Source organism: Spirosoma harenae, assembly GCF_054776975.1.
In genome coordinates, this window is record NZ_BAAHBD010000008.1 from 231,023 (window position 1) to 255,413 (window position 24,391).

Annotated in this window: 22 protein-coding genes; 12 read left to right on the top strand and 10 right to left on the bottom strand. The window is 46.1% G+C overall.

Going from position 1 to position 24,391, the window contains the following annotated elements:
• Positions 1-2 precede the first annotated feature (2 nt).
• The 4 genes from ACYVE4_RS09280 to ACYVE4_RS09295 form a co-directional block, all read right to left on the bottom strand.
• Positions 3-1,715 (bottom strand): alpha/beta hydrolase, encoded by a 1,713-nt coding sequence (locus tag ACYVE4_RS09280; protein ID WP_461039295.1) that lies wholly within the window; start codon positions 1,713-1,715, stop codon positions 3-5.
• Between the two features lie 91 nt (positions 1,716-1,806).
• Complete coding sequence (locus tag ACYVE4_RS09285; protein WP_461039296.1) at positions 1,807-2,211, bottom strand: hypothetical protein; 405 nt, start codon at positions 2,209-2,211, stop codon at positions 1,807-1,809.
• Between the two features lies 1 nt (position 2,212).
• The gene (locus ACYVE4_RS09290) at positions 2,213-2,584 is read right to left on the bottom strand and encodes a hypothetical protein (RefSeq protein WP_461039297.1); all 372 of its coding nucleotides are present in this window, start codon (positions 2,582-2,584) and stop codon (positions 2,213-2,215) included.
• A gap of 41 nt (positions 2,585-2,625) precedes the next feature.
• Complete coding sequence (locus ACYVE4_RS09295; RefSeq protein WP_461039299.1) at positions 2,626-3,459, bottom strand: PKD domain-containing protein; 834 nt, start codon at positions 3,457-3,459, stop codon at positions 2,626-2,628.
• A gap of 285 nt (positions 3,460-3,744) precedes the next feature.
• On the opposite strand from ACYVE4_RS09295, the gene ACYVE4_RS09300 reads away from it, so the two are divergent.
• The 5 genes from ACYVE4_RS09300 to ACYVE4_RS09320 all read left to right on the top strand — a co-directional run bounded on the left by ACYVE4_RS09300 (position 3,745) and on the right by ACYVE4_RS09320 (position 9,637).
• Positions 3,745-4,338, top strand: coding sequence for an RNA polymerase sigma factor (locus ACYVE4_RS09300; protein ID WP_461039301.1), 594 nt, complete (start codon positions 3,745-3,747; stop codon positions 4,336-4,338).
• Positions 4,335-5,054 carry a tetratricopeptide repeat protein gene (locus ACYVE4_RS09305; protein WP_461039302.1) on the top strand — a complete coding sequence of 240 codons (720 nt, stop codon included), beginning with the start codon at positions 4,335-4,337 and terminating at the stop codon, positions 5,052-5,054. The genes ACYVE4_RS09300 and ACYVE4_RS09305 overlap by 4 nt, the downstream gene beginning before the upstream one ends.
• 26 nt (positions 5,055-5,080) lie before the next feature.
• The gene (locus ACYVE4_RS09310) at positions 5,081-6,478 is read left to right on the top strand and encodes a S8 family peptidase (RefSeq protein WP_461039303.1); all 1,398 of its coding nucleotides are present in this window, start codon (positions 5,081-5,083) and stop codon (positions 6,476-6,478) included.
• A gap of 65 nt (positions 6,479-6,543) precedes the next feature.
• On the top strand, positions 6,544-9,303 hold the full coding sequence (locus tag ACYVE4_RS09315; protein ID WP_461039304.1) for a CHAT domain-containing protein: 2,760 nt from the start codon (positions 6,544-6,546) through the stop codon (positions 9,301-9,303).
• Between the two features lie 136 nt (positions 9,304-9,439).
• On the top strand, positions 9,440-9,637 hold the full coding sequence (locus tag ACYVE4_RS09320; RefSeq protein WP_461039305.1) for a hypothetical protein: 198 nt from the start codon (positions 9,440-9,442) through the stop codon (positions 9,635-9,637).
• 72 nt (positions 9,638-9,709) lie between these two features.
• On the opposite strand, the gene pgl is transcribed toward ACYVE4_RS09320, so the two are convergent.
• From pgl to zwf, 3 genes are read right to left on the bottom strand one after another with little or no spacing between them, the layout of a single operon-like run.
• Entirely contained in the window at positions 9,710-10,438 is a 729-nt protein-coding gene (gene pgl, locus ACYVE4_RS09325) for a 6-phosphogluconolactonase (protein WP_461039307.1), read from the bottom strand.
• Positions 10,439-10,449: 11 nt separating this feature from the next.
• Positions 10,450-10,788, bottom strand: coding sequence for a cupin domain-containing protein (locus ACYVE4_RS09330; protein WP_461039309.1), 339 nt, complete (start codon positions 10,786-10,788; stop codon positions 10,450-10,452).
• Between the two features lie 5 nt (positions 10,789-10,793).
• Entirely contained in the window at positions 10,794-12,293 is a 1,500-nt protein-coding gene (gene zwf / locus ACYVE4_RS09335) for a glucose-6-phosphate dehydrogenase (protein ID WP_461039310.1), read from the bottom strand.
• A 258-nt stretch (positions 12,294-12,551) separates the two neighbouring features.
• Here zwf and ACYVE4_RS09340 point away from each other — a divergent pair, with 258 nt between their 5' ends.
• The 7 genes from ACYVE4_RS09340 (at position 12,552) to ACYVE4_RS09370 (ending at position 21,319) form a co-directional block, all read left to right on the top strand.
• Positions 12,552-13,715 (top strand): sensor histidine kinase, encoded by a 1,164-nt coding sequence (locus ACYVE4_RS09340; protein ID WP_461039311.1) that lies wholly within the window; start codon positions 12,552-12,554, stop codon positions 13,713-13,715.
• Complete coding sequence (locus ACYVE4_RS09345) at positions 13,681-14,091, top strand: response regulator (protein WP_461039312.1); 411 nt, start codon at positions 13,681-13,683, stop codon at positions 14,089-14,091. Before ACYVE4_RS09340 ends, ACYVE4_RS09345 begins: the two co-directional genes overlap by 35 nt.
• A 176-nt stretch (positions 14,092-14,267) precedes the next feature.
• Positions 14,268-14,681: a RidA family protein gene (locus ACYVE4_RS09350; protein ID WP_461039313.1), complete on the top strand. Its 414-nt coding sequence runs from the start codon at positions 14,268-14,270 to the stop codon at positions 14,679-14,681.
• A gap of 142 nt (positions 14,682-14,823) precedes the next feature.
• Positions 14,824-15,258 (top strand): ribose-5-phosphate isomerase, encoded by a 435-nt coding sequence (locus tag ACYVE4_RS09355; RefSeq protein ID WP_461039314.1) that lies wholly within the window; start codon positions 14,824-14,826, stop codon positions 15,256-15,258.
• An 85-nt stretch (positions 15,259-15,343) separates the two neighbouring features.
• The gene (locus ACYVE4_RS09360; protein WP_461039315.1) at positions 15,344-17,107 is read left to right on the top strand and encodes an ABC transporter ATP-binding protein; all 1,764 of its coding nucleotides are present in this window, start codon (positions 15,344-15,346) and stop codon (positions 17,105-17,107) included.
• Positions 17,056-19,257 carry an FUSC family protein gene (locus ACYVE4_RS09365; protein ID WP_461039316.1) on the top strand — a complete coding sequence of 734 codons (2,202 nt, stop codon included), beginning with the start codon at positions 17,056-17,058 and terminating at the stop codon, positions 19,255-19,257. Before ACYVE4_RS09360 ends, ACYVE4_RS09365 begins: the two co-directional genes overlap by 52 nt.
• An 88-nt stretch (positions 19,258-19,345) precedes the next feature.
• Complete coding sequence (locus tag ACYVE4_RS09370) at positions 19,346-21,319, top strand: S9 family peptidase (RefSeq protein ID WP_461039317.1); 1,974 nt, start codon at positions 19,346-19,348, stop codon at positions 21,317-21,319.
• 218 nt (positions 21,320-21,537) lie between these two features.
• Here ACYVE4_RS09370 and ACYVE4_RS09375 read toward each other — a convergent pair whose 3' ends face one another.
• From ACYVE4_RS09375 to ACYVE4_RS09385, 3 genes are all read right to left on the bottom strand, one after another.
• Positions 21,538-22,689, bottom strand: a complete 1,152-nt coding sequence (locus ACYVE4_RS09375; protein ID WP_461039318.1) for a site-2 protease family protein — start codon at positions 22,687-22,689, stop codon at positions 21,538-21,540.
• Between the two features lie 75 nt (positions 22,690-22,764).
• Complete coding sequence (locus ACYVE4_RS09380; protein WP_461039319.1) at positions 22,765-23,376, bottom strand: HAD family hydrolase; 612 nt, start codon at positions 23,374-23,376, stop codon at positions 22,765-22,767.
• Between the two features lie 22 nt (positions 23,377-23,398).
• The gene (locus ACYVE4_RS09385) at positions 23,399-24,352 is read right to left on the bottom strand and encodes an acetyl-CoA carboxylase carboxyltransferase subunit alpha (protein WP_461039320.1); all 954 of its coding nucleotides are present in this window, start codon (positions 24,350-24,352) and stop codon (positions 23,399-23,401) included.
• Positions 24,353-24,391 lie beyond the last annotated feature (39 nt).

Below are 24,391 nucleotides of genomic sequence, written 5' to 3' on the forward strand. Positions count from 1 at the left end.
GGCTAATACCGCCAACTTTTCAGATCAGCATTAGCAGGATGATTTGCTTCAATCCGTTTCAGGATTTTTTCCACATACATGGTATTATATCGTAGTCGACTGATGTAGTTAGGCTGCGTCGGATCGCCGTTCCAGCAATGTTCGGCACGGTCGCCGTAAGCAACTTCGCTAACTGCGGGCGGATTCTTCACACTTTTTAGGAAATCCTCCATCAAATACACCGCGTTGTTCAGATAGTAATTGTCCATATCACCGCAGTAAATATGAATCTTACCTGTCACTTTTGGGCCAAGCGTTTTCCAATCGCGTTTCAGAATATGCATCAGATCATAATGCTCCCGCCAGTACTCAGCTACATTTTTATCGATTTCGCCGGTTAGCTTATTCCAGATTCGTTTTGGGTACCCATCCGCACCTACAGGCGAGAAAACGGCTTCCCAAATGTCAAACTGATCGCCCGAACGCGTATGCGTACCGATCACTAACTCACGATGATTTGTTTCCTCCACCGTCCATGACACTTGGCCCAAATAATTACGCTGGCCCGGTCGGGGCGTCCGTCGAAATGGGCCTTCGGTATAATACGCATTTTTATCTTTGTAGATACTGAAGTTGGTATATGCGTCGAACGCGATCGGGTCTGGACAGGCGGCAAAACATCCATTGAATTCGTCGGGATAGAATACCTGAGCCGCTAAAGCCTCCCAACCGCCTGTAGATCCGCCATAGGTAAACCGTGCCCACCCCTGCCCAATTCCTCGAAAACGTTTTTCAATTTCGGGTAGCAACTCATACATAATCGCATCGCCGTAGGGACCAAGATTTTCGGAATTGACTGCGTACGAATCGTCATAAAATTGATTCGCGTGCTGGATCTCAATGATCAGCATCCGGGGAAAATCTTTACTCGTCCATTTCTTGTAGAAATCATAGGCTTCCTGCGCCACAATTTTCTTATACCCATGAATATGAAACCGTTCGATATAATCGGTCGTATCCATGTTGGCGGGCGGTGGCGTTTCACTGAAACCGGCAAAATCAGCCGGAAAATGGCCGTGAAAAATACAAAGCGGATAACGCGCTTCGGGATGCTCATCGAAACCGGCCGGCAGCAGGACGTGTGCACCCAGATACATCGGTCGGCCCCAGAATTCCGTCAGCCGTTTGCTCTGAATTTTAATATGCTTTATAAATTTCGTGTCTTTGGGTTCCTCAATCGGTGGATTCACCTGATTCATCACCACTACAATCGATTGTTTTCCACCCGCTTTCAGCGTAATCTTCTGCGGTTTACTAAACAGATTTCCAGGAGCCACACGCCAGTTCTGTCCTTCTCCCCGATCCATCGGCAGCTTAACTACGTGACCGTCTTTCCGATGGAAGATTTCGTATCTATGCAATACGGCCTGCACATAATAATCTCCGGGAGCGAGTTCTTTCAAGCTTCGTTTGGGATAACCAAATATGCTGGCATCAATTGTGGCAGCCTGGCCGGGTTTTAATTCGTTCACGTCAATACCAAACAGTTGCGCCGTTTGTACGCCATCGCTTACCTGCGAACGAGGTTCGGTTTTGTCGGTTTTAGCCAGAATCAGCAATACACGTCCATCAAGCGGTTTGGCGGATTGTGCCGCAGAAAATGAGATCGAGAAAGTGGTTTGTGAATAGGCTGAAATCGTAAACAGACCTAGCAGAACAAGCAGAGCGTATTTCATGATGAAGTTCAGGTTGATTTTCAGCAGGGAATATACTGAATTTGAGGATCATCAACGATAACTCCACATTTCTTACAAACGAATTTCTCAGTCAGGCTTCCTGTCCATCGATTTCAATAAGTCCCGTATTGATTTTGGGGCAAATTCGGCATGCCTCCCCACCATCCTGCATAAACCAACGGCACGTAGCGCGGATGCTACAAGCGGGCAATTCTGCAGTAGCAATTGGCTCTATATGAGCCAATTGGCGAGCTATATCGAGCACCATGCAATGATGTCCCGACCAATTGCCGCAACCTTTGGTCGCACAGGTATTGGCAAAACGGAACCGTTGACCGAGATCACGTCCATTTCGGGCCGTTTCGATAAAGCTACCGTCGATCTCTATACGTTGTTCAAGCAGGGCAACTTCTCCATTCTGCTTTACAATACCCAATAGTACCGCTCCTTCTTTGGGAGCGGCACTAGGACACATAGATTTTGGAACGGAGTTCATATCAAAATCTGATTTGAGGCTTCTCAAAGGTACCGTTCATCGCAAAATCGGGTATACTGGCTCTCAGACGATCAAGCTGAACGAATTGACCAACCTTTGGTTGCTTCCAGACAATCCAGCCAAACCACCACTTAGGTCGTCGGAATGGTCCGACACCTGGGAATGGACCAACTACGGGTCCTGTTCCATCGTCGTCTGGGTTCGGTTTATAGGCTAGAATATCACCGGCGTGTCCATTGTCCAGCTTTGCCAGAAATTGCAGAGTCGTTTGCTGGATAGCTTTTTCCAGTTCCTGCGCTTGTTTTTCGCTCAGGTCAACACCTCCTAAGTTCACTTCAAACTTCGGTGACTGAATCATTTCGTTTTCTTTCATGGTTTTATATGATTTGGTTTAATTGATTACCCTTTTTACAATCACTCCCATTTCAGATCAAATTTCAGTTTCAGGTTGTCATTCAGGTATTTGGCATTACCCGTTGCCGTACTGATGCCCGATACTTCGACTGAAGCAGGGTACTTATTACCTATAGTTGTCAGGTCGCTAAACAGGAGTTGAGCTACCCCCATCGATTCATAACTCGCCCCCCATAATGTCGAATTTTCATCAGCATCCCGTAGGTAAAATTTGATCGGTACTTTTAATCTGGCCTCCGTCGAAGCCACCAGAAAACCGTTAGGCGAGTGATCCCAGGAAACACTACCATTGGTCAGATTGGCGCTGGTAATATTGGTTTTGATACTGTTGTAGTATGATTCATAGGTATCACCGTCGAATCGACCCAGGATGTACACGTCTGGTCCTCCCGATCGGTATATGTCGGACGTATTTGTTATATCCCAACCTGTTCCATCTGGATAGGCCGGTGAAGCTTTCAGAATGGTTGTCTTCATGATCCTTACTTTGGTATAAGGAGCCTGAATTTCAATCGTTTTATTGACTGTTTTCGTTTGATCGCCCGATTTTACAGTTAGCGTTACCGTACGGATACCACCCGTCGTATACACTTTTTTCGGCGATTTTTCGGTGCTAGTCGTATTATCGCCAAAGCTCCAGAGGTAAGTAGCATCAGCAACGTCGTCGGAGGCAGTAAAGGCGATTTCTGCTGGCGCTCTAAAATCACTATTAGGAGCAGAAAAAGAGAACTCACCCGCGATGGATGGTGTCGCCGTTTCTTTGTCTTTACAAGCGCTTGTTAGTAGTGTAATGGCAATAACAAACGTGTGGATTAATGTTAATCGTGTTATCATGACCAAATGAAAAGTTTATTGTTTGGAGATTAGATAAAAAACGAATGAACGTTATACGTTATAGCGGAATCACTCAACAAGCTTAACCATTGATTATCAAGACACTGCTAAACAAAAAATCACCATAAAACGTATTTCATATCATTGTGGAATCGTAGCGGAAAGCGGTTTATTCTGATCGATCGCTTTTTTAGTCGCAGGTATGCCTGGGTAGGGAAACACGTTTTTTGATTTTTTTTTGAATACCCCAATTTTCTCGTACTTTTCGGCCCTAACACCGCACCCATGGGCTTCTTTACCAGACACTTGCCAGATTCTGACATTATCGCTGGACTGCGAGTAAATGGTGCAACACGACAAATCGCCGAAAATCGTCTTTACGCCAAATATCTATTTCTGATCCGCGCTGGTGTTCGTAAGCACCAACTTGTTGAAGACGACTGCGCGACGGCCTATTCGGATACGATACTGGCCGTTATCGAGCACATCAGAAACGGGCGTTTCGAAGGTAAATCGGAACTTAAAACCTATATCACTCAGATTTTTACGAACAAATGTGTTGACCTGATCCGAAAAAAAACGACTAATCGGGAGCAGGTCCATCAGGCCGCTTCACTCGATGATTCGCTGCTGCAATTACCTGATTCTGCCCGATCCATTGTGCAGCACTTAATGGAACAGGGCGATCAGGAACACTTGCATGGTCAATTACGCAACCTCGGCGAAAAATGTCAGCAAATGCTGCTGGCCTGGGGAGAAGGTTATTCTGATGAAGAAATTGCTCAACAAATGGGATACAACACATCGTCTGTCGCCAAAACGAGTCGATTACGCTGTCTGGAACGCTTGCGGGAAGCTTATAATCTGACAAAAAAATGAACGACCTGGACAACATAGAGAATTATTTTGCGGGTCGATTGCCAGACGTTGAGAAAGCGCGCTTCGAGCAACAAATCGTAGCCGATCCTGAATTAGCTGAAGCTGTTGCTTTTTATATTCAGGCCAAACAGGTTGCCCGTACGGAGGCACTTGCCCAACGAACCGAAGCCTGGGAAACGATCCGTAAACAAGAAACGGAGAGCCGTCGAACAGTCTGGGCACCAATCACCTACGCGGCTGCGGCCTGCGTAGCACTAGCACTGGGTTTCTTTCTATTCTGGCCCAAACAACCGTCTGCCGAGCAATTGGCCGATCAGTACATCCAGACAAATCTCACTACGCTCTCGGTCACATTGGGCACTCAGGCCGACAGTCTGCAACTGGCCCGGCAAGCCTATAATGACGGACAATTTGCTGAGGCCGAAGCGATCGTGAAAGATCAGCAACAACGGGATTCTACAAATGCCGAGCTACTAAAATTAGCAGGCCTTGTTTCCCTACGTCAGGGTAATTACGACCAAGCAATTAACCAGTTTCACCGCCTGAGTCAGCGCACCGATTTACGGGCCAATCCGGGCCTGTTCTATGAAGCGCTGACTCATTTGAAACGATCCCAATCTGACGATAAAGCTACCGCCAGGCAGTTGCTCCAAACGGTTATCGACCAGAATCTGGAAGGCAAAAAAGCGGCAAACGAATTAATTGACGAGTTCTAAAAAAATCCATTCTAACCAGTCCCACAATGCACCACACTCGTTTACCTCTACGGCTGCTCCTGTTGAGCATTCTTTGTCTGTTTATGCCCTTTTTATTGCTTTGCTGTACCAACAGCAATGAAAACAATGGCGAAGGCTCTAAAAAACTCCCCCCCTTAAATTCGGTCAACGTCCAGACCAATGTACCAATTGATGAAAATACAATCCTACAACTGATTCTGAATAGATTTCATACATTCACTAAAGATTCTGTTAAAATCCAGACCTGCTCCTGCGATATTAATCTGGCAAGCATTACGTTTCCCCGAAACTGGACTATCTACGAGCATGGGGGCGATTTGGCGGCCAAACCACCAACTGGAACTACCGAAACAGAAGGTGAGATAGCTATACCGGGATTAACTCAAATTGGCATAAACTATCCTCTTTCGCCCTTTGATGATGAAGACGGGTTAAACGATGCTACTCAAAAATTATACGGCAATCTGGAAACTCTTCCTGACACTACCCCTGCTTCAATTAAAATAGCCGTATTTGATTCGGGCCTGAACAGGAATTACGTTTCAGCGAAATTTTCATCTGAAACAACTTATCTGTGCACACCTAAAAGCACTAGTTTAGATACTGGCAAGTCAAGCACGTCGGGCTGGAATTTTGTGTCCGACAGAACCGAACAAACTGATACAGATGACGGTAGCCAGGTCCATCATGGTTCGCGCGTATCTTACATGCTGGCAAAACAGTTTATTGGCAGCAACCACGCTCCGAAGATTATACCTATGCGGGTGCTGGGGAATAATAAGAAAGGCGATTTGTTTAGTTTGCTATGCGCGATGGAAACCGCCCGAAAAAACGGAATTAAGGTATTCAACATGAGTTTAGGTTACTATGGCCAGGCAGAAAAGATATTCGAAAAGTATATCAAAAAAGCACTTAAAGATGGTGTCTGGATCGTAACGGCTGCTGGAAATCGTACGGCAAGTGAACCGGCCAATGTTAATCGTGATCTGAATTCGATGCAACTCGAATTTTACCCAGCTGCGTTTTGTAAAAATTCTCAATATGATAAACTGCTGGTAGCCACTACAGTTCTAACAACAAGTTCTGGTCTCGTAACGGCATCAACCCGCCAGAATTACGGCAAAGACCTTGTGCTGGGTATAAAGGCCGATACTACCGGCAACAACCTGACGGAAGGGCGCTTTTTATTGGATGCACCTGATAATCATGACAGGCAAACTTTGCGAATTTTTGGTACATCCTACGCAGCCCCCGTTTTAACCGGTCGATTAGCCTTGCTACTCTCAGAAAACCCCTCAAGCGATCGCAACGATTTGCTTGATCAAATGCATACCGGAACAGGGGGAGGCCAGGTGAAAGGAGACAAATACTTCCTTTCGCATCCTCCGCGCTCACGACCGTAAAAGGAGCAAGTTATTTCTATAAACGTGAAGGCGGCTTAGGTCGCCTTTACCTGTTAGTATTCACTATGAGAACTCGTTTACTGCTTGTACTTTGTGTTTTTCTGAAACCGGTTTTTCCTGTGGCCGCCCAATGCCCTGACCGGCAAGCCGTGTACACCAAACTCCTGGACATAGAAAAACTGCCGACTAACCCGGCCATCATAAAGGCCGCTACTCAGTTAGCCAACCAATCTGTCCAATGCCGGGCCACCAACGATTCGGTTTATGCCCGGGTGCTTCACCTGCTGGGGCGTATCTACATGCGCGAGCGAAACTTTCCAAAATCAGAGTATTATACGAAGCAGGCCATTTCGGTCAATAGTCGCCCATCAGCACTAACCAGCGAGGCTAATCTGGCAAACAGTTATAACAATCTGGGGAAGATACTGACTGAACAGAGCAGGTATGCTGAAGCGATTTCGGCTTACGACCAGGCTATTTTCGTCGCCAAACGCTACCCGGCCCGGTTGTATGTGGGAGCTATTGCTCTTGGGCAAAAAGCGCTGCTGTACTTTCTTCAGGGCGATTACGAAAAAGCTAACCTAACCGCCGAACAGGGCGCTCAGATGGCCAAACAAGCGAATAGCCCAGCCCAAATAGCCCAAAATCAGGGACAACAGGTTCAGGCTTTACTGGAAATGAAACAGTATATAAAGGCAGAAACGGTTCTGAACGAATCTACCCAATTTATTCAGTCGCTGAACGACCCACCCCTGTTCGCCTACATCCTCTCGCTGGGTGCCGATGTTCACAAAGCACTCAACCTGTATGCTGTAGCTATCGCCGATTATCAGAAAGCATTTGCGATTTATGAGCAGACAAAATCACGATATGGTTGTGCCCAAACGCTCACGAACTTAGGATATCTCTACCAAATTAAGTTAAACAACTTTCCTAAAGCTCTCCAACTCTATAATCAGGCACTAACGTATGTTGACGATTCCAACGATCGCGCCCGGATTATTGATAACATCGGGGTTATTCAGAAAGAGCAAAAAAACTACCAACAGGCTCTTTCGCTGTTTCAGGAAGCATTTCGCGCCCATTCTATCCAGTTTACGGCCAAAAATCTGTCTATAAACCCCACCGCCAATGCGGTTAAAATTATTCTTCAGAAAGAGTATCTATTTTCTACCGTACTGAACAAAGCCGACACCTGGCTGGATTGGGCTAAAACCATAGGCAACGATCGGGTACGGCTCCAGAACGCTCTGAAAACCTATGCGTTAGCCGATTCGATGGTCGACTTTATGCGCTGGGAACATACAGGCCAGCAATCGAAATTATTCTGGCGCGACAAGACTCACCGACTCTATGAACAGGCTATCGAAACCTGTTTCCGACTTAATGATGATGCCAGCGCTTATCGGTTTATCGAAAAAAGCCGCGCGGTGTTACTCAATGACAAACTTAACGAGTTAGGCGCCAATCGTCAGTTGTCGCCTGATCAGGCGCGAAAAGAACAACAATTTCGTCAGCACGTTACAGACTGGCAGACAAAATTAGCCAATGAAAAACCGAATACCCCAGCCTACACAAAGGCTCTTGATAGTTTGCGGATCGGGCAGGAAGAGCAGGAAACGTTTATACGACAGGTAGAGCGTAGTAACCCAGCCTATTATCGCTATAAATATGACAATCAGGTAATTTCACTTGCTCAGGTACAGGAACAACTGGCGAAACGTAATGCATCGTTGGTCACTTATTTCGTGGGCGACAGCACACTATTCGCATTAAGCATCTCCCCAACCAGCACAAAGCGAATACAAGTATCAGCTCCCGCATACACAAAAGCAGCCAGTGAGCTATTAGCCCTAAACGCCAATCCAGATGCACAAAATCAGCAGTTTATCCAGTATCTGAAAATCTCAAATCAACTCTATCAGCAGCTTTTAGCACCGTTATCACTGAAACCAGGACGGGTAATTATCTCACCAGATGGTGTGTTACTGCCATTCGATGCACTTAGTGTCTCAGCCAATCGGCCTGATTTTCTGGTGAATCAATTTGCATTCAGCTATGCTTATTCTGTCAATCGTCTGTTTCGGGAAACAACTACGAATGCGTGGTTCAGCCGAAAAGGCACGTTTTTAGGTGTTGCTCCAGTACAGTTTTCAGCCAGCTTACATCAGCTTTCGTTGACCGGCTCCGACGAATCGTTAAAACGTATCGGTAGCCGATTCTCGTCTCCAACGCTGTTAACCGGACGGGAAGCTACCCGTCAGGCATTCGGTCAGCAAGCCAGCAACCATCGTATCATTCAGTTATTTACTCATGCTGAAGCGGATAGTACAGCGATAGAGCCATCCCTGTTTTTTGCTGATTCCGCCCTTCGACTATCTGACCTGACAACTTCAGAACTGCTCTCGATCGAGTTAGTTGGATTGTCTGCGTGTAAAACAGGAATTGGTGCCAATCAGCGTGGAGAAGGGGTATTCAGCCTGGCTCGAGGGTTTGCTTCACTTGGTGTCCCCAGTGTTCTGACGACTCTCTGGAATGTAGAAAGTCAGGCTACTTACGATCTGACTGAGCGGTTTTACACCAAACTGGCGGATGGACTTCCGAAAGACCTGGCTCTCCAGCAAGCCAAACAGGAATATTTAGCCAGTTCTGACCTGTCGGGCCAGTTACCTTATCGATGGGCAGGGTTGCTTTTGCTCGGCAATACGGATGCTCTTCCCAAGGGTACTAATCTGGCAATCTGGGGAATAGGTTTTTTTGTACTCATCTTAGCAGTTGCTTCATGGTGGTATCGTAAGCAGAATCGTTATAGCGCGACGGCTTAATGAGGCAAAATCAACTTACATTCTAACCGTCTGTACCTTAGACACAAGAGCCGGTTAAACAAATTCTAAATTGTGTGGGTTACTTTTTTAGCTTTTATGAATTAAGAGAAAAATAACAACCTCAATTTACACTGACATGGCAAAATCTGCTTTCTTCCTTCTCTCAATGTTAGCTTTAGCAACCGCTTGCTCTAGCACAAAAACAGAAACAACTGAGACATCGACAACGGTAACGGATTCTTCGTCAACGATGACGACCGATTCTAGCTCTATGAAAATGGATTCGAGCGCGACGATGGCAACGGATACAACCAAGAAAGACACGATTAAGTAATTGCTTTCTCGTTGGGATCATAAAAAAAGCGCTCGGATTAGAGCGCTTTTTTCATGTAGAATCAACTCAGAATCAAGCTTTTTTGAGCAACTCAGCTGCTTTTTCATCAACCAGCCAAACGAGTTCACCGTCAGTGGGTTTAATTACCTGCGACGGATATTTATCGGGATTATACTCTCCTTCTAGAACTTCTTTAAGGGGTTCTGCTTTTTTCAGCCCAGCCACTAAAAATGCCACACAGGATGCCCGATTGACAATTGGTGCTGTCAAAGTCAGGCGGTACATGGATTGCTGATCCAGGAAATACGCTTTGGTCCAGGCAGTTTGCTCATGCACAACTTCGGTACCGGGGAATAGTGAAAGCGTATGTCCATCGTCGCCCATACCTAGCAAAACCAGATCGAATGTAGGGCCGGTTTCGCCAAAATAATCATGCAGAATCCGGTCATAATCAGCGGCTGCCGCATCGGGTTCCAAATCCGTACGCCAGACGTGAATTTGTGATTCGGGCGTATAAACATGTCCCAATAGTGTGTCATAAGCCATGCCTGCATTGCTTTGCGGGTCATCGATAGGAACGTAGCGTTCATCACCCCAGAATACGTGCAATTGTATCCATGGAATCTGTTCGACATAGGGCGATTTGGCCAGCAGTTCGTGCAGGGCTTTTGGCGTACTTCCTCCCGACAGAGCTATTGTAAATCGATCCTGTTTTTTCAGGACTTCTTTAATGCGTTTCGCAATAAAGTCAGCGGCCGATTTGGCCAGATCGGCCGGGTTCTTTTTAACGATGAGTTGCATAGCTAAACTAATTACACGAAATCTTCCCGCATGGGAGTAAACAGATCGACCAGCATACCAGCCTCGACACAAACGGCTCCGTGCCAGACATTTGGCGGAATATAATAAGCGTCGCCCGTCCGAACAGTCCGGGTTTCGTCACCGATCGTAATGTCAAATGCGCCACTAGCTACGTAACTCATCTGGGTATGATAGTGCGAATGGGGCGTACCAATACCGCCTGTCTCAAAGGCAACTTTCACCATCATCAAATTAGCATCGTAGGTCATGATTTTACGCTTCACACCTTCACCAACTACCTCCCAGGGGAGGTTTTGATCATCAACAAATAAGGCTTCGAGTTGGGTCATAGTTTTTATTTCATCATCCATTGAAATCCGTCCTTTTCGACGAGTTGCGTGGCGGCTTCGGGGCCCCAGGAACCAGGTTCGTAATTGGGGAAATCGGGTTTTTCAGATTCCCAGACTTCCAGAATTGGCGTAACTACTTTCCAGGCAGCTTCAACCTGATCGGCCCGCATAAACAATGTAGCATCACCGGTCATCACGTCGAGCAACAGCGTTTCGTAGGCTTCCGGCTCCTGCCCGGCATATGCATCTTTATAACTGAATACCATTTCGACCGGATCGATGGCCAGTGTTTGACCGGGCCGTTTGGTCTGAAAACGAAGCCGAACGTCCATACCCGGCTGAATGCCAATAGTAAGTCGGTTCGGTTGCCAGGTGTGTGTCGCTTCTTCAGGAAATGCGTAATAGGGAGCTGGTTTAAACTGGATCGTGATGACTGTTGCTTTTTCAGGTAATGATTTACCTGTTCGAAGATAAAACGGCACATCCTCCCATCGCCAGTTGTCGACAAATAATTTTACCTCAGCAAACGTTTCCGTTGTCGACTCTGGATTCACCCCTTCCTCCTGCCGATAACCGGGAATTGGTTTACCATCTTTTTCGCTGGGACCGTACTGCCCTCGAACGGCGATATCCTTAACTTCCTCGGGTTTGATCCGTCGAATGGCGTTCAGCACATCTACTTTTTTGTTTCGAACCTCATTGGCATCGAACGAAATAGGCGCTTCGGTTGCCACCATACACAACATTTGCAGCAAATGGTTCTGGATCATATCACGCAGAGCGCCCGATCCTTCGTAATACCCACCGCGTCCTTCGAGTCCTACGGTTTCGGCCGCTGTGATCTGCACATAATCAACATAACGACGATTCCAGATGGGCTCGAAAAGTGAATTGGCAAACCGTAGTGCCAGAATATTCTGGACTGTTTCTTTCCCTAAATAATGATCGATTCGGTAAATCTGCTCTTCAGCAAACAGCCCACCCAGCAGCGTATTGAGTTCCTGCGCCGTTTTTAAATCCCGTCCGAACGGTTTCTCAACCACGATACGTACCCGCGATTTGTCGCCACATAACTCTAATTTACCAAGGTTGGTCGCAATACCAGGCACCAGTTGGGGAGCTACGGCCAGGTAAAATACAACATTTGCCTGCACCCCCCACTCCTTTTCTTTCGTCGCAACAAAATCCGACAATTTTGAGTAGGCGGCACTATCTCCCGCATCCATCTGGAGGTATGAGATAGAGGGCGAAAAAGTCTTCCACGAATCGTCAAGACCGTCTTTACGTCGTGAAAAGGACTGAACTCCTTCCAGAAGTCGCTCCCGAAACGACTCATCAGAGTATTCACTACGCCCTAACCCGACTACCGAAAATCGTTCAGACAGGTAATTATCGAGGTATAAATTATAGAGCGCGGGAGTAAGCTTACGAAGATTCAAATCGCCACTACCACCGAAAATAAACAGGATGGTAGCTGAAGAACGCTGATTAGTCGCTGGAATCATTAGAAATTGAGCTATGGCTACATCAAAACCGGCGCAAGTTACCGGCCACTGACTTGTGGAGCAAGTTTGAACTAAATAAGGCAGTGCTAAAAATCGGCATGACCTTTGTATTTACTCCCCAAAACCAACGTGACTAACTTTTTTGTTCACTCTGACCAATTTTATTTCAGTCAGATATTACTTTTAAGATTAAAAATTACTCATTCGTAACGACAAAAAATAGCTTCCTTCCTCTACAGCTATTTTTAATAGGAATGTATGGAACAACTATTTGAGTTTTTCAGCAAACTCACCGATTCAAGCGACTGGCCACCCCGTTGGTATTGCGGCCGTTGGACTGATTTTCATGGTTGGCTTTACATCATCTCAGATCTGATGATCTGGTTGGCCTACATGGTAATCCCGCTCGTATTAGTCCGCTACCTTTTCGTTAAAAAAGGCATTCCTCTGCCGGGCGTTTTCTGGCTTTTTGGTGCGTTTATCCTGCTATGCGGCCTTACTCACTTACTCGATGCTGCAATTTTCTGGATTCCAATTTATCGAATAAGTGCGCTGGTTCGGTTCATTACTGGTATTGTCTCCGTTGCTACAGTCATTGCTTTATTTTATTATTTTAACGAAGCGGTTGGCCTGCGAACATCCAAAGAATATGAACGTGAATTATCATTTCGTCAGCAGGCTGTGCTGGAATTAACTCGCTCCAACGAAGAACTTCAACAATTTGCTTATGTGGCTTCGCATGACCTGCAGTCGCCCCTGAAAACCATCAGCAATTACCTAACACTTCTCAAACAGAAATACGGCCCTCAGTTGTCAGATGACGCCAACAGGCTCATTGCGACATCGGCAAATGCCGCTGAGCGAATGCGAGCGTTAATTAATGATCTGCTCAATTTTTCACGCGTAGGTACCGAAGTTGCCTTTACTCAGGTGGATTTAAATCAGATCGTTGCCGAGGTTCTGGAAGAATTACAGGAAGAAATAGAGGATACCAACGCCCGTTTCGATGTGGGTAGACTTCCCTCCATAACGGCTCATTATACTGACCTGAAACAAGTGTTCCAGAACTTGATTGCGAATAGCCTAAAATACCGTCAACTAACTGTAAGTCCGCATATTATAGTTCGAGCAATTAATGAAGACGATCAGTTTTGTTTTGCGGTTCGCGACAATGGCATTGGAATCGATCAGCAATACTTCGACCGGGTTTTTCAGATCTTCCAACGGCTGCATGGACGTAATGAATATTCCGGTACAGGCATCGGCTTAGCTACATGTAAAAAAGTTGTTCATATTTATGGCGGACAAATTTGGGTAGAGAGTACGCCCGGAGAAGGTTCTACGTTTTACTTTACGTTACCGAAAGAAATTAAAACTACGCATCATTATGCCCAGACCCATTCAGTGTATTCTACTGGTTGACGATGATCCGGACGATATTTTCTTACACAAACTAATCATCGAAGACTCAGGCCTTTGCGATCACATCCGGACTACAGAAACCGCCCTACAAGCACTGCAGTACCTAACCAATACCTCGCATCCGGATTACCTTCGTCCAGATTTGATTCTGACGGATATTAATCTGCCAGGCATGAACGGTTTTGAGTTTCTGGAACACTATCAGCAGCTTAATGATGACCTTAAAGTGCGTTTAGCTGTATTGATTCTGACAACATCGCTCAACCCGCGCGATACCAAACGGGCAGCCCTTTTTCCCGATATTAAAGGCTATTACGCCAAACCTCTCACTGTGGATATGCTACAAGCAATTGTCGATCAGCACGACAGTACATAGTCAGTCATTTGTCTATGTACTGTTTATTGAAAACGTAGCCTGTATGGTTAGTTGATTCGAACCCTATACGCTACGTTTTTGCATTAGATACTATGCATTGCGCTTCAACAAGATTACCAGGTTGATTGTTGTTATACAGGAATTCATCAGCCTTCGTATAACAATCTCCATAAAAGATGAACGGAAACATAGAATTTTTCAGTCCTGACGAATTACTGAAAAACCCGGCTTTTTCTCAAGTTGCTATTACAAAAGGAACTGGCAGTACAATTTATATTGGTGGTCAAAATGCCATCACAAAAGACTTGGAAATAATCGGTAAAGGGGATATCACTTTACAAACGGAATATGTATTAAAAAACATTGAAACCGCTTTAAATTCCTGCGGGGCAACGGTAGACGACTTAGTTAAATTGGCAATTTATATTGTACAAGGTCAGGATGTACGAAAGGGGTTTGAAGGCGCTCAGAGTTTCATAAAAAAGCTGAAACATCCACCTGTTATTTCTGCAGCTATCGTTGTCGGTTTAGCCAATCCTGATTATTTAGTGGAAATTGAAGCTGTTGCTTTCAAAAGCGAAAATCAATAGCTTCAATTTCCTGTTATTCGAATTTCGTACGACTGTTTCGCCCGATCATTTTCTCCTTATTACTGTCTTAAACGAATAGTAAAGCTATAACTTTGAGCCAGAAACTTGGAACAACTCATTTTTTACTAATCCAGATTTACCAATGAAAATTGCCATCGGCTCCGATCATGCCGGTTTCCAGTACAAAGAAGCCATCAAACAAATGCTCATCGATCTTGGCCACGAGGTTACTGATAAAGGTACCTACGCAGCCACACCTTCTGTCGATTATCCATTGTTCATTCGTCCTGTGGCCGAAGCTGTTGCGGCTGGTGAAGTAGAACGTGGTGTAGTATTAGGCGGATCGGGAAATGGCGAAGCGATTGCGGCTAACCGGGTTCGAGGGGTTCGTGCGGGTTTGTGCTGGAATGAAGAATCGGCCCGGCTTTGCCGCCAACATAATGATGCTAATGTAATTTCACTGGGCGAGCGCATGATGTCGCAGGAAACCGCGCTGAAACTTGTCCAAATCTGGCTGGATACACCCTTCGAAGGAGGCCGACATTTGGCACGAATTCAAGAGTTAGATACTTATTGATGCAGTATATATGATGTAGGAGTATGTCCTAAGACGATGAACAACACCTCATACTTCATACATCCTATATCACACATAAAAACCTATGCGGATTCTGTGGCAATACCTGAAGCCTTATCGCTGGCTGGCTCTAACAGCCTTAGCATTAGCTGGTATCGCCCAGATTCTAGCACTAGTCGATCCGATTATTTTCGGTAAAATCATCGATCAGTACGCGACTCATCCCGGTCAGAAAACGGAATCAGAGAAAGTATCGGGTGTACTGAAATTGCTGGCGATAGCTGTTGGCGTAGCGATCCTGTCGAATATAACCAAAGCGTTTCAGGAGTATTTCACTCGCCTGGTCGTTCAGAGATTTGGTACCGACATTTTCGATGCTGGACTAAAACAAACGCTGCGTTTATCCTATCAGGAATTTGGCGATCAGAGCAGTGGCGCTACACTCTCGACTCTGCAAAAGGTTCGCACAGATACCGAGAGGTTTATCAACTCGTTTGTCAACGTTCTGTTTTCGTCCATTGTCGGCATGGGGTTTCTGATCTGGTATGCCATCACGAAACATTGGGCGCTCATCCCCGTATTTTTAATTGGAGTTTTGCTGCTCGGCGGATTGACAGGATTGCTCAGCAAGCAGATTAAAACGACTCAGAGATTTATCAACCGCGAAACGGCAATGCTGTCGGGCATTATTACCGAGTCGTTGCGCAACATTGAACTAATCAAAAGTTTGGGGCTCACATTTCCCGAAATACGCCGACTGAAGGGATTGACCGCCAAAATTTTCGAGTTGGAAATGACGAAAGTACGTCGTGTTCGACTGCTGACGTTTTGGCAAAGTACTACGTTGAACGTCCTGAAACAATCCGTGTTATTTACGCTTCTCTGGCTAATTTTCCGTAATGTCCTGAGTACAGGAGAGTTGATATCCATGCAATTTATCTCGGTGTCGATCTTCAATCCGTTGCAGGATTTGGGAAATATCATTCTGGCTTATCGAGAAGCCGAAGCTGGTCTGAACAGCTTCGAGAGCCTCATGCAGAAACCTATCGAACGCAATCCCGAATCGCCAATTGAAGTCGGTCCTATTGAGCATCTCCGCTTTGACGATGTGATTTTCCGTCACAAAGGTGCGAATCAGAATGCCATTGACGGGGTTTCGTTCGACGCCACTCTGGGCGATACGATTGCGTTTGTAGGTCCATCCGGTTCAGGCAAATCTACCATGGTCAAATTGCTGGTGGGGTTGTATCGGCCCGGTGCTGGCGAAATTTATTATAACGACATCTCGACCAAAGACATTCGATTCAATCCGATGCGTCGGCAAATTGGTTTTGTAACACAGGATACGCATTTATTTTCCGGTACCATTCGCGAAAATCTGTTATTTGTCAAACCCGACGCGACCGAAGCCGAAATGTACGATGCCTTGGATAAAGCGGCCTGCGAACATTTGTTAGCACGCTCCGAAAAAGGACTCGATACCCCTATTGGAGAAGGCGGTCTGAAAATGTCCGGCGGAGAAAAACAACGACTTTCGATAGCAAGGGCTTTGGTCAGACATCCACGATTATTGATCTTTGACGAAGCCACTTCGGCGCTGGATTCGCTTACAGAGGAGGAAATCACTGCCACTGTGCGGAGCGTATCAGCACTGAATGAGCAGATTACAGTGCTGATTGCGCACCGACTTTCGACCATTATGCACGCCAATACGATTTTCGTTCTTGAAAAAGGCAAGATTGTTGAGACCGGTAACCATGACGCGCTACTCGCCCAGAAAGGGCTTTACTACGCCATGTGGCGGCAACAGATTGGCGAGCGAAAATCGAGCGTCGTTACAGCGAGTTAAGTACAGTTTCCCGCATGAATAAACCCGCCCGACAAGTCAGTTATTTCTTGTCCAGTCAGTATTTCTCTGACGGGTTACGCACCACGCTCTCCGTATTATTTCCCTCTGTGCTGCTCATGCAGTTTGGGCAACTCCAGATAGGTCTGGCCATGTCGTTAGGTGCTCTGAACGTCAGTATCAGCGATGCACCAGGCCCGGTTATGCACCGGCGCAACGGTATGGTAGTCAGCCTATTATTTGCGTTTTTGATTACCCTCATTACGGGATTTGCCCGGATGAATCCGTATGTCATGGGCGTTGAAATCCTGTTGCTCAGCTTTTTCTTCTCCATGTTTGCTATCTACGGCAATCGGGCTACATCCGTCGGAACAGCAGCCGTACTGATCATGATTCTGATGTTGGACCGACCACTCGATGCGACTGGCGTTGTTTATGAAAGCGTATATGTCTTAGTCGGGGGACTCTGGTACACTGCTATTAGTTTGTTAGTATCGCGGCTGCAGCCTTATCGACTTGCTCAGCAGGCACTCGGGCAATGTATTCACGAAATGGCCAAATTGATGTCAATCAAGGCCGATTTCTACCGAATTTCGAGTGATCTGGACGAGGACTACCGACATTTAATTACCCAGCAGGTCGTAGTCAGCGAAAAACAGGATGCGGTGCGGGAAGTCCTGTTTAAAAGTCGACGCATCGTCACTGAATCGACCCGGACTGGACGATTGTTATTGCTTACGTTTGTGGACGTAGTCGATCTGTACGAACAGATTACGGCTATGTATTATGACTATAAATCCATTCGTGAACGATTTGGTCACACAGGTATTTTAGATAAAATTTCCCGTATCGTCCGGCAATTATCGGTATCACTGGATCACATCGGCTTAGCCATTCAGTCACCAGTCCCACTTCCGCCCCATAAGTCAGTCGATATGATTACGGCACTGGATCGATTGAAACGCCGTATCGATGCGCTTGGCGATAAAGAAGGCAGTACTCTCGTACTGAAAAAAGTACTGGTCAGTTTACGCACAGTGAACCAACGCCTTACGACGCTGGAAAATAACCTGGCCTTACCAACAATTGAGTCAATCGGTGAAGAGCCGATGGAATATGGTCGATTTGTGTCACACCAGAACATCGACCTGAAATCATTCCGGGAAAACCTTACTCTTGATTCATCGGCCTTCCGGCACTCGGCGCGGGTGTCGATCGCTATGCTTCTGGGTTTTGTACTCACCAAACTCCTCCCCTACGGCCACCATAGCTATTGGGTATTACTGACAATTGCTGTCATTCTGAAACCAGCCTTTAGTTTGACCAAACAGCGGAATATCGAACGGATTATTGGCACGTTTGCCGGTGGCCTGATGGGTGTTCTTATTCTAACCTTTATCGCCGATAAAACTGTCCACTTCTGGTTCATGGTACTGTTCATGCTCGGTACTTATAGTACGCAGCGAACCTATTACATTGTGATGGTCATTTGCGTGACGCCTTTTGTACTGATTCTCTTTAGCTTTCTGGGTATCAGCTATCTGGGCGTGGCTGAAGAACGATTATTTGATACGTTTCTGGGGGGCGTTATTGCTTTATTAGCGGGGTATCTGCTTTTTCCACAATGGGAATCAGACCAACTTTTGAAACCGATGAAGGATGTATTGAAAGCTAACGTCCGCTACGTTCAGATCCTCCTTGACAGTCTTTCTGGCCGGCCAATTAATTTGGTAGAGTATAAACTGGCTCGGAAAGATGTGTACGTAACGTCGGCAAACCTAAGTGCGGCTTTTGAGCGAATGATTTCGGAACCCAAGCATAAGCAACGCAACGAAAAGCTCATCTATGAATTTGTGGTTCTCAATCATGTGCTTTCGGCCAATGTAGCCACAATCACATCATCCCGGCTTTCGGGAGAAGCCAAAGGTCAGCCAGCGACGGTATTACGCCCAATTAAACGCGCGCTGTTTACGTTGACAGAAGGCTTGCGCCGGTTAGATCCAACCGTTGAAAAACCGGTTCCAGACTCAACACCTCCAGAAGTTACAGTATCTACTCCTACTGCACTCGATCCATCGTTACAGGAGCAATTATTATTTATTCAGCAGATTAGCAGCGACATCAGCAAATTGGCAGAACGCGCCAAACGCTAATCATTTTCTCTTTTCCCTGCCCGTTTTCAACTCTTGTAAAAGATCATTATTTTCAGGGGATTTAGGCTTATTATCAATCACTTCCCACATGAAATCACTGTACTTCCTCTGTTTACTACTCTGTATTATTTCTACTCAAGTCGCTCAGGCACAAGCCCCGACCATCGATCAGTCGATTTCGATGAAAAATGTCTCGAATCCACAGTTATCTCCCGATGGAAAATGGGTTGCGTATACCCTTACCCGAACCAACTGGGACGAAAACGCTTACGATACTGACATCTGGCTGGTCAATACGACAACTAGCGAACGATTTCAGCTTACGAATTCTAAAAAATCAAATAGTAGTCCAGCCTGGTCGCCGGATGGCAAATGGCTGGCGTTTTTATCTACCCGTGACGATAAATCACAATTGTATCTGATCAGTCCAACAGGCGGTGAGTCACGTCCACTGACCAAGTTTGAAACGGGCGTCACCTCATTTAAATGGTCCCCAACAGGAAAGCAGATCGTATTCTCGGCTACCGTTCCCGATGCGAAATCAGACAAAGACCGGAAGGATAAATACAGCGATTATGAAGTCGTACGCGATGATTATAAGATGATCCATCTGTATCTACTTGATAGTTTAATAAACGAAAAACCAGCTAAACCGAAACCGTTGACCAAGGGCATTGGCTTTTCGGTTGGTAGTTTCGTGGTTTCGCCCGACGGAAAAAAGATTGCGTTCGATGCGTCGAAAAATCCGGATCTAATAAACGGCCATACGTCGGACCTCTACGTACTAACTCTTGGGGATACGGTAACGCACAAAATCGTTTCGTTGAAAGGACCCGATCAAGACCCGGTTTGGTCACCCGATGGAAAACAAATTGCATTTGTCACAGCCAATGAAAATGAATATTATTTCTACACGAACCGCCTGATTGCCACCGTTCCCGCTACGGGCGGAACGCCGAAAATACTCTCCAACACATTCGATGAAAACGCGAATCTACTGGAATGGACACCCGATGGTATTTTATTCAGCGGATTTCAGAAAACGGCCGCCCACTTGTTCCGTCTGGACCCAACGACGTTAAAAACGGAACGCCTGACAAAACCTGACAACCTGATCGCCAGTCAGTTTTCGTTTAGCAAAGATGGTCGGCAAATGGCCTTTGTGGGGGCTTTACCTAATCAATACGCCGAAATACGAACCTCCCCTGTCCAATCATTTGCCGCAAAAACGCTGACGGATATGGGTGCTCAACTTGCACCATTTAAACTAGCGACACGAGAAGTAGTTAGCTGGAAATCGGTCGATGGTAATCTTATCGAGGGCATTTTGATTAAACCAGCTAATTATGACCCAGCCCGAAAATATCCTTTACTGGTTGTTATTCACGGCGGTCCAACGGGTATCGATCTGCCTTCGGTAACGGCGGATCGGTATTACCCGGTGGAACAGTTCACGGCCAAGGGTGCGCTTGTTCTACGTCCAAACTATCGAGGATCAGCTGGTTATGGCAGTAAATTCCGAGCGTTGAACGTGAAGAATTTAGGCTTGGGGGATTACGACGATGTGATTTCGGGCGTCGATTATTTGATTGGCAAAGGTATGGTTGATAAAGACAAAGTGGGTGCGATGGGTTGGAGTCAGGGCGGCTATATTTCAGCGTTCATCACAACCTACAGCGATCGGTTTAAAGCCACTTCGGTTGGGGCCGGAATTTCAAACTGGGCTACCTATTATCAGAACACCGACATCACTCCATTTACGCGCCAATACCTACAAGGTACTCCGTGGGACAATGCCGATATTTATCAGAAAACATCACCGATTTCCTACGTTAGCCGTGCCAAGACACCCACGCTGATTCAGCATGGTGAATTAGATAAACGAGTGCCTATTGCCAACGCTTATGAGCTTCGTCTCGCGCTGGAAGACAAAGGAGTTCCGGTAAAAATGGTCGTTTATAAAGGGTTCGGACATGGCATCACCAAGCCAAAATCGATGCGGCAGGTAATGGAAGAAAATTACCGATGGTTCAGCAAATATATCTGGGAAGAAACGCTGTAAAATCGACTGGCTGCACGTGGTAATTATTTACCATATTCAAGCTCCTAGTTTTTAAGAAATGTTATATTTCCTTTAAAAAGACAGGGTGGGTTTGAAAAACTATTTAGCAATTTTTCAAACCCACCCCGCTTAATAAATGAAAGTGTTACTAACTAACATACTTTTTTAACATCTGTTATAACACAGTTTTGGCTGTCCAAAGCTATCCTGTAGACCATTTACGAGATGAGAAACGGCTTTGGGCTAAAGCACAAAATGAAGATAACCAAGGCTACCCAACCCATGATCTGGCGTTTCAGATCCAGCGGTTCTTCCAACTCCGTTTCCGGATGATAAACACCCAGAAACCGACCAAGAACGAATACAAATACCAAAAATCCGGAGTAGCCTTTAATCGCTGGCCAGCCCCAGGATACCAACAACTGGGCAGCCACTATGCTAAGGGTTATCAGTAATGAAGTGGTGTTATTTTCGCTGATTCGAGCGAACGCCAGGTACAAAAAGAATACGTAAAGCGCGAAATACCCTAGCTGCGAAAAGAATAGTTCGTCTGAAGGAACGGCAAAATCCGTTGGCTTATAGAGTCCCAAACCAGCATAAAACGCAAACACGATAAACAAGGCAGGCGCTACCCATTGAAATCGTCTACGACCAATCAAGGCATAAAGGATATGGCCACCATCTAATTGCCCAATTGGAATGAGGTTGAGGGACGTAAAAAAAAGCGCCAGATAACCCGCCAGGATATACGGATAGTGAATCATCTCGTATGGATGCGGCACACGCGCCGGATCAGCGACATATGTTTTGAAAAAACTAAATAACAGGTTGTCTCCCAGCCCAATTGCAGCTCCCTCGGGTAAATTCTGAAACGCATATTTTCCATAATCCAGACCCCATTTCTGATATTCTGGATGAATGGTAAAAATAAATTCAGGTGGCGGCAGATGAGAGAAACCATACCACAAGACAACTAAAGCCAGTGCAAATCCGGCCAGCGGACCAGCAATACCGATATCGAAATACTTCCGGCGGCTATTGATGTAATCCTGAATCCGAATAAATGCTCCCAGCGTACCAATACTTTGTCCTATCCCAAACCAGAGCGGAATATAATAGGGAAGCGTTACACGCACCCGGTTCGCTTTCGCCGTGAAATAATGGCCAAATTCATGTACCGTCAAAATCGCCAGAAAGGGAATTGAAAACTGAAACCCAGCCACAAATTCTTTCCAGCCTAACGGTGTCATACCTTCAAACGGAATAAATAATCGGCCAAACATCCACTCTGCCCCAGCTAGTGTGGTTGTGATGAGTGTAATTAAAAAAAGACCTCCATGCAGGAGGTACGTGCGCGTGCGTGGACTCATGAATGATGCCAGGATGTATGAAGTATAAAATGGGATGTATTATCTCGAAAGAAATCATACATCCCATTTCATACTTCATACATCTTTTAAATAATCTAGAATTGTCTTGGGAGGCTGCACATGTACAGCCTGAATACCTAACGTGGCAGCTGCCTGGATGTTCGCGGCATTATCGTCGAAAAACGCTGTTTCTGACGCAATCAAATCAGCGTCTGTCAGAACATGCTGATAAATTTCCGGCGACGGTTTCATCATCCGGACATCGTAAGAATAATACACACGCTCGAAAAGATCTTCCAGCGTTGGCTGATTCAGGCTGGTTAGTATGCGGTTTACCTGTCGGATATGGATAGGACTCGTATTACTCAGCAGAAACAGTCGATGCGTTTTCGCCAGTTCTTTAATCCGCTCAATTCGTTCGACGGGAAGGTCGAGCAACACGGTATTCCAGGCAGTGTCGATCACTTCATCAGCCCAGGCATCATTCTTCAGCAAACGCCGAACGTGCGCCCGAAATTCAGTATCGTCGACAAGGCCGGTTTCGTAATTCTTAAAAATGTCGTGCTGTTTCCAGATTGCCCGAACTTCGTCTTCAGGTAGATTGGCCAGCATCGCAAAATTCCGAACGGGAGCCGTCAGATCAATTGGGATGATAACATCGCCAAGGTCGAAAATGAGGTTTTTCACAAGATTTATTAAGTCAACTGCTTTATTCAACAACGACACCCATTTCGCAGAATTTCTCGATGCGCTGATCAATACGTTCTTCGGGCGACATGGCGTTCAATTCACTTAGCAGATTTAGGATGACTTCCTTCAGATGATTAGCCATGGCCTGATGGTTATTATGGGCTCCGCCAACAGGCTCTTCCACAATTCCGTCGACCAATTTATTGAGCTCCATATCGCGGGCGGTCAATTTCATGGCTTCGGCGGCCTGCTCTTTGAAATTCCAGCTTCGCCAGAGGATCGTTGAGCAGTTTTCAGGCGAGATAACTGAGTACCAGGTATTTTCGAGCATCAGTACCCGGTCGCCGATGGCAATTCCCAAAGCCCCACCTGATGCGCCTTCGCCAATAATAATACAAATCACTGGAACCGTAAGCATGAACATCTCTTTCAGGTTACGGGCTATAGCTTCCCCCTGACCACGTTCTTCGGCTTCCAGTCCCGGATATGCACCCGGCGTATCAATCATCGTAATGATCGGCTTATTGAATTTTTCGGCCAGTTTCATTAGCCGCAACGCCTTGCGATACCCTTCCGGGTTAGGCATTCCAAAATTACGATGCTGACGTTGCTTGGTATTCCGGCCTTTCTGCTGACCAATGATCATTACGGTTTGATCACCCAGTTCGCAAAAACCACCAACCATCGCTGGATCATCACGAACCGTGCGATCTCCATGCAACTCGATAAACTGATCGCACATCAGCGAAATATAATCGAGTGTATAGGGGCGATCCGGATGGCGCGACAGTTGAACCCGCTGCCAGCGCGTCAGGTTCTGGAAAATCTCCTGTCGGAGTTTATCAATGCTTTGCTCAAGAATCGCAACCGCTTCGCTTACATCAACGTTGCTAGTCTGTGCTAACTTTTTCGTCTCTTCCAGCCGTGCTTCCAGGTCGGCAATTGGTTTTTCAAAATCAAGATACGTTCTCATTTGGTTGCGTTATAGAGTTATAAAGTTGAAGGGTTATAA